Source organism: Mesorhizobium sp. M1027, from assembly GCF_040318745.1.
GTDB lineage: Bacteria > Pseudomonadota > Alphaproteobacteria > Rhizobiales > Rhizobiaceae > Mesorhizobium.
Window position 1 is genome coordinate 50,690 of the sequence record NZ_JAMYMW010000001.1, and the last position, 13,520, is coordinate 64,209.

Consider the following 13,520-nt stretch of genomic DNA (forward strand, 5'->3'; position numbering starts at 1 on the left):
CTTTGGCGCTTAGGCCCTGTCCCGTATCTGGGTCATGGTCCGCGTCGGCGTGATTGCCTCGGGATCGAGCCTGATCTCGACGATCGACGGTTTGCCGCTCGCGCGGGCGCGTTCGAAGGCCGGCGCGAAGTCGGCGGTCTTCTCGACTGTTTCGCCATGACCGCCATAGGCACGCGCGAGCGCCGCGAAGTCGGGATTCTTCAGATCCGTGGCGACGACACGGCCGGGATATTCGCGCTCCTGGTGCATCCGGATCGTGCCGTAGATGCCGTTGTTGACGACGATGACGATGATCGGCAGTGCGTATTGCACGGCGGTGGCGAATTCCTGGCCGTTCATCAGGAAACAACCGTCACCGGCAAAGGCGATCACGTCGCGATCCGGATAGAGCTGCTTGGCGGCGACCGCCGCCGGCGTGCCGTAGCCCATCGAGCCGGATGTGGGTGCTGCCTGCGTGCCGAAACGCCGGAAGCGATGGTAACGATGCACCCAGGTGGCGTAGTTGCCGGCACCGTTGGTGAGGATGGCGTCGTCCGGCAGTATCGTTTCGAGATAATTCATGATCGGCCCCATCTGGACGGCGCCGGGGCCGCTCTCCGGAGGCGTTGACCAGTCGAGATAGGCGGAATGCAGCTTCGCTGCCTCAGCCGCCCACACCGGCGTTGCAGCCGGCTTGCTCCGGGCAAAGGCTTCGACGAAAGCGGCAGGCGAGGCATTGATCGCCAGCGCCGGCCGGTAGACGCGACCAAGCTCGCCGGCGTCGGCATGGACATGGACCAGCGTCTGGTCGGGGTAGGGGCTCTTCAGCAGCGTGTAGTCGGATGACGGCATCTCGCCCATACGGCCGCCGATGAGCAGCACAAGGTCGGCCTGCTTGATGGCGGTTGCTACCTTGGGGTTGATGCCGATGCCGACATCGCCGGCATAGTTCGGGTGGAGATGGTCGAACAGCATCTGGCGGCGGAAGGAGCAGCCGACCGGCAGCGACCAGGCTTCGGCTATCGTCCGCATCTGGGCAACAGCCTGCGCATCCCAGCGCGTGCCGCCAAGGATGACGAAGGGCCGCTTTGCCTTGTTGAGCAACACTTCCAGCGCGTCGAGCTCGACTTCGCCGGGCCGCGTCTCGACAGGGGTGTAATGCCGGGCTTGCGGTGCCTCGGCGAGGCTGGTCAGCATGTCCTCGGGCAGCGAGATGACGACCGGGCCGGGCCGGCCGGAGGTCGCCACCGAAAAGGCCCGCGTGACGAATTCAGGGATGCGTGCGGCGTCGTCGATCTCGACCACCCATTTGGCGATATCGCCGAAGAACCTGACGTAGTCGACTTCCTGGAAGGCCTCGCGCCCCTTGGCGTGGCTGGCGACCTGGCCGATGAACAGGATGAGGGGGACTGAATCCTGCATTGCGATGTGGATGCCGGCCGAGGCATTGGTGGCGCCTGGGCCGCGGGTGACGAAGCAGATGCCGGGCTTGCCGGTCAGGCGGCCGTGGCAGTCGGCCATCATCGCGGCACCGCCCTCCTGGCGGCAGACGATGGTGCGGATCGGCGAGTCGTGCAGCGCGTCGAGCACCGCCAGATAGGATTCGCCGGGCACGCAATAGATACGGTCCGTTCCGTTGGCTTCGAGCGCATCGACGATGAGTTGTCCGCCGGTCTTCATTTTCCTGACCTCTCCAGTTCGGCAAGGATTTCTTCGGTGTGTTCGCCGAGACGCGGTGACGGACGTTCATAGACCAGCGGCGTGCCGGACATGACCATCGGCGCCCGCACCGAGGGCAAGACATTGCCATGGCCGTCATCGAGGTCGAGCCGCATGCCGCGCGCGATAGTCTGCGGGTCGGCAAACATCTGGCCTATGTTGTTGATCGGGCTGGCCGGCACCCCGGCGGCTTCGAGCCTGGCCAGCAGCGGATCGCGATCGAAGGCCTTCAGCGCCTCTATCATGTGCTCGCGCAGCTTTGCCCGGTTGGCGACGCGGGCGGGATTGGTGGCGAAGTCAGGGTTCGACGCCAGCTCGTCGAGGCCGACGGCAGCGCAGAACTTTGCGAACTGGCCGTCATTGCCGACCGCCAGGATGATGTGGCCATTTTTCACCGGCACCACTTCGTAGGGCGCGATGTTCATATGCGCATTGCCCATCTGCACCGGCGATTGTCCGGAGACGAGATAGTTGAGGTTCTGGTTGCCGAGCGTCGAGATCTGGGTGTCGTAGAGCGCCATGTCGATATGCTGGCCTTCGCCGGTCTTCTCGGCATGGCGAAGCGCCGCCTGGATGGCGATGACCGAATAAAGCCCGGTGAAAACATCCGATATAGCGACGCCCGCCTTTTGCGGTTCGCGCCCGGCTTCGCCGGTGATCGACATCATGCCGGCCATGCCCTGGATGATGAAATCATAGCCGGCGCGCGGCGCGTACGGCCCCGACTGGCCAAAACCGGTGATCGAGCAATAGATCAGCCGTGGGTTGATTTTCCTCAGGCTGTCATAATCGAGGCCGTATTTCTTCAGTCCGCCGACCTTGAAGTTTTCGATCAGCACATCCGATGTCGCGACCAGCCGGCGCACCGTCTCGGCACCCTCGGGCGTCGAGAAGTCAATAGCGATGGAGCGCTTGCCGCGGTTGCAGGAATGGTAATAAGCGGCTGAAAGGTTCTCGCCGTCATGGCCGATGACGAAGGGCGGTCCCCATTTGCGGGTGTCGTCGCCGCCGTCCGGGCTCTCGACCTTGATCACGTCGGCGCCGAGGTCGGCAAGCAGCTGTCCGGCCCATGGCCCGGCGAGGATGCGTGCGAGTTCGATGACGCGGATGCCTTTGAGCGGCGGCTCAGTCATGGATCACCATGGTTGGTCGAAAGCGCAGCCTCTATCAATCCCGCGCGCCGCTGTCACGGCCCTTGCAATGGGCCAGTATCACTGTGGCCTCAGCACGCGGTCGGCCCAGGCGGCAAAATCCTCCATGATGATGTCTCGGTTGATCTCGTTCAGGCTTTCATGGCGGGTTTTGGCGTAAACCTTTGAAACGAGATTCGAAAAACCCATCATGTGCATCCGGCCGGCCAGATGGCTGACCGCCTTGCCGCCGTCCGAGGCCGGATCCTCCTCGCCTCCGACCAGATTGACGAACAGGTCGCGCCGCACGCCGGAAAAATTGCGGTCGCTGCCGCAATGCAGCGTCATCTTGACGATGTCCTGCCACATCGACACCGATGCGTCCCAGCCGCAGAGCGGGTCGGCGATGTATTTCTCGACTTCGGCGGCATCGCGCGACAGCCAGTCGAATGGCGTCCGGCGATCGGGCACTGCCTTGCCCCAGGCCCGGAACGTCAGCCGGGGCAGCATGCGCGACGGCACGTCTGAGCCAAGCCGGAACCTTTCCCAGGCAAGCATGCCCAGCGCGATTTGGCCGAGCAGTCCGGCCGAGAAATTGCCGTTCCAGATCGCGGCGGCATGGATGCGTGGCGAGTGGCGGAGGACATAGTTCAGCGCGACCGACGCGCCCAAGGAGTGGCCGAAGACGATGACCGGCAGGCCAGGTTGTTCCCTGGCGATGAGATCATGGACGGCGGCGACATCGGCGATGACCTTGGCACCGCCATCCGCATCGGCGAACCTGCCCGGTGGCGCATCGGGCGCCTTGGTGGCGCCGTGGCCACGGTGGTCGTGCGCGTAGACCTGGTAGCCGCGCTCGCCGAGGAAAGCGGCGAAGCGGGCATAGCGCGCCGCGTGCTCGGCCAGCCCGTGATTGATCTGGACAATGGCGTGCGGTAGGCCAGTGGCGTGTTTCACATAAAGGTTGAGCTCGGCGCCGGTCGGCGATGCCAGCATCCTCTGCTTGTCAAATGGCATGTCTCGCTCCCGTCGGCGACTGTTGGGCGACGCAGCGATCGACGTCAAGGGACGTAGGTGCCCATTCGACGTAATTGACAGCATGCTGTCAATGTGATTGCATGACAGCATACTGTCAAATGGTCAGCGGCAGATTGGGGGTATGACTGTGAAAACCACCGGGGCCATTTCGCGGTGTGCAATCTTGCTGGCGGGCTTCGCCTTCACGACGGCCACCCTGTTGTCAGGGATTGCTGCGTTCAGTCAGGAAACCAGGGAGATGACCATGATGACGTCCACTATTCCAGGCCCGCAAGGCCAGCTTGCCACTTATAGGATCAACGCCGGCAATGGCCTGCCGATCATGTTCCTGCATGGAGATTGCAGCCGCGCTTCCCACTGGGACCGCGTGATGCAGCTCTCCGTCGAAGGCCGCGAGGCGGTAGCCTTCGATTTTCGCGGTCATGGCGCCTCCGCGCCGGCGCAGGACGGTGACTACGGTTATGACGGTCGTGTAATGGATGTCGGTGCCGTGGCCGACGCGTTTGGCCTGAAGCGGTTTCTCATTGTCGCGCACAGCGGCGGCGGTGGCGTGGCGCTCGCTTATGCCGCCAGGCATGCCGACCGGGTCGCCGGTGTCTTGCTCGTCGACCCGGCGACCGATCCTCGTGCGCTGCCGCAGGCGATTCGTGACGGCTTTGTCCGCGATCTGGCCGGTCCGCAAGGCGGTGATGTCCTGAACGCCTATTACACGTCGATTGCCGGCCCTAACCAGGCTGTTCGCCAGCGTGTTCTGGCCGATGCGGCAATGGTCGATCCGGCGGCGAGGGCAGGTGTCGGCAAGGCACTCGCCGAATGGAACCCGGAGCCGGCACTCGATGCGTATCGCGGGCCTATATTGGTATTGGCTACCGAAGCCAGTGACACTCCAGCCGCGCTCTACCGGCTGCGCACGGACATTCCGCGCCAGATCGTGGCGGGCAGCGGCCATTGGGTGATGCTTGACAAGCCCGAGGTCGTAGCCGAAGCCGTTAATAATTTCGTCGCGACCATCGAGGCCGGCCAGAAATGACGACCAGGACCGAAGCGGCAAATGTGCTCACCGAACTGGTGCTTGCCGTGTTCAGGATGAACGGCCGTTTTCTGGATGCGGCCGACCGGCTGGCCGCTCCAACCGGGCTGACGGCAGCGCGCTGGCAGGTTTTGGGTGCAGTTTTGAAGGAGCCGAAATCTGTGGCCGACATCGCCCGCGACATGGGTCTCGCCCGTCAGAGTGTACAGCGGCTGGCCGACATACTGGCTGCGGAGGGGCTTGCCGCCTACGCCGACAACCCGGCGCATCGCCGCGCCAAGCTGTTGTCGATAACCGATGCCGGCCGGGCAGCGGTCAAGAATATCGGTACACGCCAGCATGTATGGGCGAACCGCGTTTCGGAGGGTATGGACGCCGACGCGCTGAAAGCCTCGCTTGATCTGCTGCGCACCCTGACGGAACGGGTGGAGGCGGGCGGATCCTGATCGACCACGCGGGAGCCTCTCAATGCGCTGGCGATTGTTTTTACGGCCGGCGAAAGAAATCGTAATTCTGACATGTCGCAAGTTTCTAGCTTGCGGCGTGAATCACGAGGAGTGCCGGAATGCGGATTTGGGCGATATGGGGGGCGGTGTTTCTTGCGTTTGCTGGCGCAAGCGCGGCGCGGGCCGATGTGAAGATGACCGGCTCTTTCGTCGCCGATGCCGCCTGTCCGGCAACGCAGGCGATCAAGAGCGCCAAGAATCCCGGCAATGTCTCGACCGCGGCTGGTCAGAGTTATGATCTGCTGGCCGGCAACAAGGACGCGCCTACTCACTATCTCATTCGCGTGCCGGGCGCCGATCCGGAGCGCCGCTGGGTCAAGATCAGCTGCGGTCACGTTTCGGGCGGCAGCGCGTCGACGATGCCGGCTGCACCGGCGCCTGCCGAGCCGAACAAGCCATCGGCGTCCGGAAAGCCGGAATATGTCTTCGCGCTGAGCTGGCAGCCCGCTTTCTGCGAGACCAAATCCAGCAAGACCGAATGCCGGGCGCAGACCGCCGCCGGTTTCGATGCGACCCACTTCACATTGCATGGATTGTGGCCGCAGCCGAATGGAAATTTCTATTGTCAGGTCGCGGCAAGCGACAAGGCGAATGACGATCCGGCGCACTGGCGGGATTTGCCGCCGGTCACCCTTGACCCGAAAACGCGATCGGAACTCGACCAGGTGATGCCGGGCACCGCGTCCGCACTCGAAAGGCACGAGTGGATCAAGCACGGCACCTGCTACGGCAAGAGCCAGCAGGAGTATTTCTCCGACGCCTTGAACCTGATGCGCGCGGTGAACGCGTCGCCGGTGCGCGATCTCTTCATGCAGAACATCGGCAAGCAACTGACATCCGATCAGATCCGCAGCACCTTCGACGTTACCTTCGGCAAAGGCGCGGGCGACCGGGTCCGCGTTTCCTGCGTGGTCGATCCCTCGAACGGCAGGCGGCTGATCGGCGAGCTGACGCTCGGCCTGACCGGCCCGATTGCGTCGAACGCCTCGCTCGGTGCCCTGCTGCTTGCCTCGGCGCCGACAGCCAAGGCCGGCTGCCCGAAGGGCGCGGTCGATGCCGTCGGGTTCCAGTAACAGGCCGTACGCGACTGTCGCTTTGCACCGGGGATGGTATGATCCCGGGGGGTATCATTCGCAGGGGGTGGCGATGAGTGGCGTGACGAGCGGCGCGCTGGCGCGGTTGGCGTTCTGGGCCAAGGGCATGACGGCGATCCGCGACGGCCATATGGAGTGGCCGGGCTTTTCCTACACCGAAGTGGAGTGGGCGCGCATGGCCACGCTCGCCAAACCCGTCGACGGCGGCACGTACCAATTGTTCACGCTGGTCAACGCGGCGATCTTCATCGCCATCGCCGCGCTCGGAATCTTCTGTATCTTCCTGCCGCTGGCGGCACTGCTGTTCCCGCTACCGGCCGAAACCAGTGCGCTCAAGTTTTCGCTGCTCCTGGCGGCATGCGCGTTCCTGATCATCGGCATCGGCCTGCCGATTTCGCTGCGTCTTTCGACCGCGCTGGTGGCGCCGACGTCGCTACATGCCGCGCTTGTCGCCGTGCCCGGCGATCAGGCGCTTGCGGCAAAAGTGTCATGGCAGATCAACCGGATCACGCTCGTGCTCTGCGGCCTGCTGGTACCGGGCATTCTTCTGTTCATTGCCTACGACATCGAAGCCGGCCCGATTATTGCCGCGTTGAAATGGCTGGCGATCGCGCTGATGGCGGTTTCGGTTGCGATCGGCGCATAGCGGCGGCGCAAACAATCCGGATTGAGCCAATCGCAGGCCAGGGTAGCGTTACGCGCCGGCGCTGCGCTCCGGCCTGGTCCATGTGTTGCGTCCGTCTGCTTCGTTGCCGCCCGGTTCGCCGACAACGCGATCGCGTCCCGTGGATTTGGCCTTGTAGAGACGCTGGTCGGCCAGCGCGAAGAGATCGGCAAGGCAACGGGTCGTCTCGCTGACCGTCGAGATGCCGGCGCTGACGGTAATGTCGAACCGGCTGGTGCTCGCGGACATCCTGACCGCTTGCCTGACGGTTTCGCCCAGCAGCCTGGCGAGCGGCTGCGGACGCCAGCCGAGGATCGCGAATTCCTCACCGCCGATCCTGAACAATTGATCGTCGGTCCCGACAAGTTCGCCAAGCAAAATCGCCAGGGCTTTCAGCACCCTGTCTCCCTCGGCGTGGCCGAAGCGGTCGTTGATCGATTTGAAGTGGTCGACATCGATGATCAGCAGGCTGAGCGACCTGGCGGTCCGCAGGCTGGTTGCCACAGCGGCCTCGCCGTCGCTGTCGAAGCGCCCCCTGTGCAGCAGGCCGGTGAGGCCGTCGCGACCGACATGCTCGACCAGCGCCTCATAGCGCTCGCGATAGGTCAGCGTGTCGAAAATGTCGGAAAGCCCGCGCGGCGCCGGCACCTGCCGCGCCTCGAACCACCTGATATAGGCGACCAGCATGGTGCTGTAGACAAAGGCCGCTGCCATCTTGGCGAACCAGCCGCCGAAAAACACGGCGACCGGCGCACCGGTGACGAAATGCAGCGCCGTGAAAAAGCCTGCCTGGTCGAAGGTGAGCACGCAGGCGACGGAGACCAGGATGCGGGTGAAAAGCGCCTTGCGCAGATATTTGCCGAGCTTTTCATAGAGCAGGATGATCAGGATGGCGTCGACGAACAGCAGCGTCGTGCCCCACACCATCAGCCAGCCCATCTCGTCGATGAAGCCGATGTCGGGAAGCCCGCCGCCGGGCAGCGGTGCGATGTCGTGCAGGCGCAGGATCAGCACGAGCCCGATCATCAGGGCATTGCCGAGCAGCAGGCCGTAGATCGGCTGGCGGACGGTTGCCGCGTCCTCCTTGATGTAGAGCAACAGAAGCATGACCAGCTTGCCGGAAAACAGCACAGCCGAGCCCGGCGATACCATGCCGAACGGCAGCGCGACGTAGAAGACGCTGGCGAGGTAGGTTTCCAGGAAATGCATGACGCCAAGGGCGCAGACAAAGACGCCGAGGCCGATGCGGCCTCTGAACCGGAAAAGCGTGACCATGATGCCGAAATAGAGAACCGCTTCGGCAAAAAGCAGGAAACTGTTCAGCACGGCCCGATCTCTCTCCACGAAATCGCGGCTGCCAGCGATTTCCCATCCAACACTGTTTTGACGCCGAATGGTTAACCGGAGCTTTCGCCCGGGTGCCGTCACGAAATGAAGCGGCTAAGCGTTTGTGGGTGCGACCAAATCCGCTTGGGGCCAAAACTGTTTGCCGTTCGGGGCCGCATCGCTTACATAGCCCCCAACTTCCATTCAATCCGACATCAGTCGACTTTTCAGGGAAAGCGCGCGTGGCACGCCAGTTCATCTATCACATGGCCGGCCTCAACAAGGCCTACGGCACCAAGAAGGTGCTCGAGAACATCCATCTGTCCTTCTACCCGGACGCCAAGATCGGCATCCTCGGCCCCAACGGCGCCGGCAAGTCGACGATCCTCAAGATCATGGCCGGCATCGACAAGGAGTGGAGCGGCGAGGCCTGGCTGGCCGAGGGTGCTACCGTCGGTTACCTGGCGCAGGAGCCGGCACTCGATCCGAACAAGAACGTGTTCGAAAACGTCATGGAAGGCGTCGCGGCCAAGACCGCCATCATCGAGCGCTACAACGAATTGATGATGAACTATTCCGACGAGACGGCGGACGAGTCGGCCAAGCTGCAGGACGAGATGGACCGGCTCAACCTCTGGGATCTCGAACAGCAGGTCGAGATGGCGATGGAAGCGCTCGGCTGTCCGCCCAAGGAGGCCGATGTCACCAAGCTGTCGGGCGGCGAGCGCCGCCGTGTCGCGCTCTGCCAGCTCTTGCTGCGCCAGCCCGATTTGCTGCTGCTCGACGAGCCGACCAACCATCTCGACGCCGAGACGACGGCGTGGCTGGAAAAGCATCTGCGTGCCTATCCGGGCGCGGTGATGATCATCACCCACGACCGCTACTTCCTCGACAATGTCACCGGCTGGATCCTCGAGCTCGATCGCGGCCGCGGTATCCCGTACGAAGGCAACTACACCAAATACCTCGAAGCCAAGGCCAAGCGGCTCAAGCAGGAAGGCCGCGAGGACGATGCGCGCCAGCGGGCGATCGGCCGCGAGCGCGAGTGGATCCAGTCCAGCCCGAAAGCCCGGCAGACCAAGTCGAAGGCCCGTATCCAGGCCTTCCAGGATCTGCTGGATGCAGCCGACAAGCGGCGTCCGAGCGACACGCAGATCGTCATTCCGCATGGCGAGCGGCTCGGCAATGTGGTGATCGAGGTCGAGGGCCTGTCGAAGGGCTTTGGCGACACGCTTTTGATCGACGACCTCGAATTCAAGCTGCCGCCGGGCGGCATCGTCGGCGTCATCGGCCCGAACGGCGCCGGCAAGACGACGCTGTTCCGCATGATCACCGGCCAGGAAAAGCCGGACGCCGGCACCGTTCGCGTCGGCGAGACGGTCAAGCTCGGTTATGTCGACCAGAGCCGCGACGCGCTCGACCCGACCAAGACCGTCTGGGAAGAAATCTCGGGCGGCGCCGAAGTGGTCAAGCTCGGCAAGTTCGAGGCCAACACGCGCGCCTATTGCGCGTCGTTCAACTTTCGCGGCGGCGATCAGCAGCAGAAGGTCGGCAACCTGTCCGGCGGCCAGCGCAACCGTGTGCATCTGGCCAAGATGCTGAAGACCGGCGGCAATGTGCTGCTGCTCGACGAACCGACCAACGATCTCGATACCGAAACGCTTGCCGCACTCGAAGACGCGCTAGAAAACTTCGCCGGCTGCGCCGTCATCATCTCGCACGATCGCATGTTCCTCGATCGTCTGGCGACGCACATCCTCGCCTTCGAGGGCGACAGCCATGTCGAATGGTTCGAAGGCAATTTCGAGGATTACGAGCAGGACAAGATCCGCCGCCTCGGCCCGGACGCCGTCAACCCGCACCGCATGACGTATAAGCGGCTGACGCGGTAGGGAACGGATTGGTTGCAAGCGTCCCAGGCTGCTCGTAGAATTACAGGAAGGAGACAGACATGCTTAGTGTGGAGCTTCCTACCGCGCTGGAAAAACGCCTCGAGATCGTCGCAAGGAAAACTGGCCGGACAAAACACGACGTAGTCGTTGAGGCCATTGCCGAGCAAATTCAGGATTTGGAGGACGGACTAATCGCCCTTGAGCGCCTTAACGATGGTAAAGGTGAATGGCTTTCTCTGGCCGAAGTTAAGGAACGACTGGGATTGGACGATGCAAGCGACCGCAGTGACGGCTGATCGTGTGGACAATTCGTGTCGAGAAGCGTGCACTGAAGGAGATCTCCAGATTGCAAAGGTCCGATCAGCGTCGGATTGTGGACTTCCTGGAAAACAGGCTCGCCCCGCGCGATAATCCACGCGAACTTGGCGAAGCGCTAACAGGACCGCTGGCAGGTCTCTGGAAATATCGTGTGGGCTCATTCCGAATTCTGACAAGGATCGACGATAGCGCCGTCGCAATTTGGGTGGTTCAAATCGGCGACCGTCGCGAGGTCTATCGATGACTCCAGTCGCGAAGGTGAGACCCGACTGGTCCGCCGCCCTCTACCTGAAATTCGAGGATGAGCGCACGCGGCCGGCGCGCGATCTCGTTGCGCAGGTGCCGGTGCCAGAACCGCGCCGGGTGGTCGATATTGGCTGCGGACCGGGCAATTCGACCGAATTGCTGGTCGGGCGCTGGCCGCAGGCGCAAATCAGCGGCTTCGATACCTCGCCCGACATGATCGAGAAGGCCAAGGCGCGCCTGCCCGGCGTCAGCTTTGCGCTGGCGGATGCGGCGGCGTGGCAGCCGACCGAACCCGTCGACGTGATCTTCGCTAACGCGGTGTTCCAGTGGCTGCCGGAGCATCCGGCAGTCTTCCAGCGGCTGATGGGATTCTTGGCTCCCGGCGGCGCGCTTGCCGTGCAGATGCCGGACAACATGGCTGAGCCCTCGCACCGGCTGATGCGCGAGACGGCGGCCGAGATGCCGTTCTCCGAAAAGCTGGGCGACGTTGCCCGCGCGCCGCTGCCGCCGGTCGCGTTCTATTACGACCTTTTGTCACCATTCTCGGACCGGCTCGATATCTGGCACACGATCTACAACCATCCGCTGGCCGATGCCGAGGCGATCGTCGAATGGGTGAAGTCGACGGGGCTGAAGCCGTTCCTCGATCCGCTCGACGAAGACGAGCGGCAGCTTTTCCTGAAGCGCTACACGGCCAGGATCAGCGAAGCCTATCCGAAAACGGCAAGCAGCAAGGTGTTGCTGCGCTTTCCCCGTCTCTTCATCGTGGCGCGGCGTTCCGCTTAGAAACTCTAGCTACACCCAAAAACAGTGCATGGCGGATGCTTGACCGGCTTTCGCCGTCGTGCGCATCTCGCTGGGGCAGGGATAACGTCCCTTCATGGCCCACGGGGGTGGATGATGACACTGAAAAAGCTCGTTTTCGGCGGCAGCATTTGTGCGGCCGCTGTGCTTGCCTTGTCTCTATCGGCGGAGGCCAAGCGAGCGCGCTGCTTCACCAGCGACGATAGGTATTTCTCCTGCAGCTATCGGGCGCTGGACGATGACGGCAGCTTTCGCATCTCGGCGCCGGGCTATCCGACTTACGTCCTGGAGATCGACGGGCCGGGTTTTGCCTACGGCTATGTCAATCTCGGCCGCCGCAACGTGCCGCTGCCCGGGCAATTCGTGCGCAGCCGCGATGACGGCGCCTGCTGGAACAACCCGCAGACCAATACCAAGCTCTGCGCCTGGTAAAGACCCTTTCCAGGGACTTGATTTAAGCCGGCATAAACTGGCTAGGTGCAAAAGAGGTTGCGCCGAGCTTTTTGCGGCGCCGACATGAAGCCGCAACGCCTGCGCATGGGACGAACTGGAAATGCATCGCGTCATCATCAGCGGCATCGGCGTTGAGATCCCCGAAGCTTCGATCACCAATGAGGAGCTTGTCGCAAGCTTCAACAGCTGGGTGGACATGGAGAACGTCCGCCGCGAGGTGTCGGGCGAGCCGCTGCTGCAGAAATCGGACAGTGCTTTCATCGTCCATGCCTCGGGCGTCCAGACCCGCCATGTCCTCGAACGGGAAGGCATCCTCGACCCGACCCGCATGGCGCCGCGCTTCCCGGCGCGGACCGACGATGCGCTGTCGCTGGAGGCCGAGTTCGGCATCGCCTCGGCCAGCAAGGCGCTGGATCATGCCGGGCTGAAACCTGGGGATATCGACCTGGTGATCTGCTCGGCCTCGCATCATCAGCGGCCCTATCCGGCGATCGCCATCGAGATGCAGCAGGCACTGGGGACGAAGGGCGCCGGTTTCGACATGGGGCTTGGCTGCTCGTCGGCGGCGGCCGCGTTGCACATCGCCGTCAACCTGGTGCGGGCAGGGGCGCACAAACGCGTGCTGGTGTCGACGCCGGAGATCATCACCGGCCATCTCAATTTTCGCGACCGGCAGACGCATTTCATCTTTGGCGACGCTTCCGTGTCGATGGTCGTCGAAGGGCTCGCCCAGGGCGAGAAGCGGCCGGGCCGATTCGAGGTGCTGGATACGCGTACCTGGACGCAGATGTCGAACAGCATCCGCACCAATCTCGGTTATTATACCCGCGCCACCCAGGACGATCCGTACATGATCGATCTGGAAGGCAATCTGATCAAGCAGATCGGCAACAAGGTGTTCAAGGAAGTCACCGTTGCCGGCCACAAATTCATCGTCGAGTTCCTGGCCGAGCACGGGCTGACGCCGCAAGCGATCCGGCGTTTCTGGCTGCATCAGGCCAATGCGCGGATGAACGCCATGATCCTGAAACTATCCTTCGGTCATGAGGTCGACCATGACCGGGCGCCGATGGTGCTGGAGCGCCTCGGCAACACCGCCGCCGCCGGCGCCATCATCGCCCTGTCGGAGAACCATGCCGATATGAAGGCCGGCGACTACGGCCTGCTCTGCGCGTTCGGCGCCGGCTACTCGATCGGCGGTGCGCTGTTACGCATGCTCTGACTATTTCGGCGCGGACGGCACCGGCATCGGAGCGCGCTTGGCAAATCGCATCAGTCCGCTTGATCGGAGCATCAGCGCTTTCGACTGGACCTGATGAGC

14 protein-coding genes are annotated in these 13,520 nt (G+C 63.1%); 10 read left to right on the forward strand and 4 right to left on the reverse strand.

All coding sequences use genetic code 11. From position 1 onward, the window contains the following. Positions 1-9 precede the first annotated feature (9 nt). The 3 genes from NKH50_RS00185 to NKH50_RS00195 form a co-directional block, all read right to left on the reverse strand. A complete protein-coding gene (locus NKH50_RS00185; protein ID WP_352740442.1) occupies positions 10-1,659 on the reverse strand; it encodes a thiamine pyrophosphate-binding protein in 1,650 nt (549 codons plus the stop codon). Then, complete coding sequence (locus NKH50_RS00190; protein WP_352740444.1) at positions 1,656-2,831, reverse strand: CaiB/BaiF CoA transferase family protein; 1,176 nt, start codon at positions 2,829-2,831, stop codon at positions 1,656-1,658. Before NKH50_RS00190 ends, NKH50_RS00185 begins: the two co-directional genes overlap by 4 nt. Positions 2,832-2,909: 78 nt before the next feature. Then, a complete protein-coding gene (locus NKH50_RS00195) occupies positions 2,910-3,845 on the reverse strand; it encodes an alpha/beta fold hydrolase (RefSeq protein ID WP_352740446.1) in 936 nt (311 codons plus the stop codon). A gap of 265 nt (positions 3,846-4,110) precedes the next feature. Here NKH50_RS00195 and NKH50_RS00200 point away from each other — a divergent pair, with 265 nt between their 5' ends. The 4 genes from NKH50_RS00200 (at position 4,111) to NKH50_RS00215 (ending at position 7,142) form a co-directional block, all read left to right on the forward strand. After that, the gene (locus NKH50_RS00200) at positions 4,111-4,896 is read left to right on the forward strand and encodes an alpha/beta fold hydrolase (protein ID WP_352875867.1); all 786 of its coding nucleotides are present in this window, start codon (positions 4,111-4,113) and stop codon (positions 4,894-4,896) included. Further along, entirely contained in the window at positions 4,893-5,342 is a 450-nt protein-coding gene (locus NKH50_RS00205) for a MarR family winged helix-turn-helix transcriptional regulator (RefSeq protein WP_352875870.1), read from the forward strand. The genes NKH50_RS00200 and NKH50_RS00205 overlap by 4 nt, the downstream gene beginning before the upstream one ends. Before the next feature lie 119 nt (positions 5,343-5,461). Beyond that, positions 5,462-6,475, forward strand: coding sequence for a ribonuclease T2 family protein (locus NKH50_RS00210; RefSeq protein WP_352875872.1), 1,014 nt, complete (start codon positions 5,462-5,464; stop codon positions 6,473-6,475). A gap of 73 nt (positions 6,476-6,548) precedes the next feature. Next, positions 6,549-7,142, forward strand: a complete 594-nt coding sequence (locus NKH50_RS00215; protein ID WP_352740453.1) for a hypothetical protein — start codon at positions 6,549-6,551, stop codon at positions 7,140-7,142. A 48-nt stretch (positions 7,143-7,190) separates the two neighbouring features. Here NKH50_RS00215 and NKH50_RS00220 read toward each other — a convergent pair whose 3' ends face one another. After that, positions 7,191-8,486: a GGDEF domain-containing protein gene (locus NKH50_RS00220; protein WP_352875874.1), complete on the reverse strand. Its 1,296-nt coding sequence runs from the start codon at positions 8,484-8,486 to the stop codon at positions 7,191-7,193. Between the two features lie 242 nt (positions 8,487-8,728). Here NKH50_RS00220 and ettA point away from each other — a divergent pair, with 242 nt between their 5' ends. From ettA to NKH50_RS00250, 6 genes are all read left to right on the forward strand, one after another. Next, entirely contained in the window at positions 8,729-10,378 is a 1,650-nt protein-coding gene (gene ettA / locus NKH50_RS00225) for an energy-dependent translational throttle protein EttA (protein WP_352740457.1), read from the forward strand. Positions 10,379-10,437: 59 nt separating this feature from the next. Further along, positions 10,438-10,674 carry a type II toxin-antitoxin system RelB family antitoxin gene (gene relB, locus NKH50_RS00230; protein WP_352740459.1) on the forward strand — a complete coding sequence of 79 codons (237 nt, stop codon included), beginning with the start codon at positions 10,438-10,440 and terminating at the stop codon, positions 10,672-10,674. 2 nt (positions 10,675-10,676) lie between these two features. Then, positions 10,677-10,940, forward strand: coding sequence for a type II toxin-antitoxin system RelE family toxin (locus tag NKH50_RS00235; protein WP_352740460.1), 264 nt, complete (start codon positions 10,677-10,679; stop codon positions 10,938-10,940). Then, entirely contained in the window at positions 10,937-11,728 is a 792-nt protein-coding gene (tam, locus tag NKH50_RS00240; protein ID WP_352875878.1) for a trans-aconitate 2-methyltransferase, read from the forward strand. The genes NKH50_RS00235 and tam overlap by 4 nt, the downstream gene beginning before the upstream one ends. Before the next feature lie 114 nt (positions 11,729-11,842). Continuing rightward, on the forward strand, positions 11,843-12,178 hold the full coding sequence (locus NKH50_RS00245) for a hypothetical protein (protein ID WP_352875880.1): 336 nt from the start codon (positions 11,843-11,845) through the stop codon (positions 12,176-12,178). A gap of 172 nt (positions 12,179-12,350) precedes the next feature. Further along, a complete protein-coding gene (locus tag NKH50_RS00250) occupies positions 12,351-13,421 on the forward strand; it encodes a beta-ketoacyl-ACP synthase III (RefSeq protein ID WP_502906833.1) in 1,071 nt (356 codons plus the stop codon). The last annotated feature ends 99 nt before the right edge of the window (positions 13,422-13,520 follow it).

What these genes read in the sequence shown, in the direction of transcription:
- NKH50_RS00195 (WP_352740446.1), bottom strand. Translation starts at nt 3,845, where the DNA reads ATGCCATTTGACAAGCAGAGGATGCTGGCATCGCCGACCGGCGCCGAG.
- NKH50_RS00210 (WP_352875872.1), top strand. Translation starts at nt 5,462, where the DNA reads ATGCGGATTTGGGCGATATGGGGGGCGGTGTTTCTTGCGTTTGCTGGC.
- NKH50_RS00200 (WP_352875867.1), top strand. Translation starts at nt 4,111, where the DNA reads ATGATGACGTCCACTATTCCAGGCCCGCAAGGCCAGCTTGCCACTTAT.
- NKH50_RS00215 (WP_352740453.1), top strand. Translation starts at nt 6,549, where the DNA reads ATGAGTGGCGTGACGAGCGGCGCGCTGGCGCGGTTGGCGTTCTGGGCC.
- NKH50_RS00190 (WP_352740444.1), bottom strand. Translation starts at nt 2,831, where the DNA reads ATGACTGAGCCGCCGCTCAAAGGCATCCGCGTCATCGAACTCGCACGC.
- NKH50_RS00185 (WP_352740442.1), bottom strand. Translation starts at nt 1,659, where the DNA reads ATGAAGACCGGCGGACAACTCATCGTCGATGCGCTCGAAGCCAACGGA.
- tam (WP_352875878.1), top strand. Translation starts at nt 10,937, where the DNA reads ATGACTCCAGTCGCGAAGGTGAGACCCGACTGGTCCGCCGCCCTCTAC.
- NKH50_RS00205 (WP_352875870.1), top strand. Translation starts at nt 4,893, where the DNA reads ATGACGACCAGGACCGAAGCGGCAAATGTGCTCACCGAACTGGTGCTT.
- relB (WP_352740459.1), top strand. Translation starts at nt 10,438, where the DNA reads ATGCTTAGTGTGGAGCTTCCTACCGCGCTGGAAAAACGCCTCGAGATC.
- NKH50_RS00245 (WP_352875880.1), top strand. Translation starts at nt 11,843, where the DNA reads ATGACACTGAAAAAGCTCGTTTTCGGCGGCAGCATTTGTGCGGCCGCT.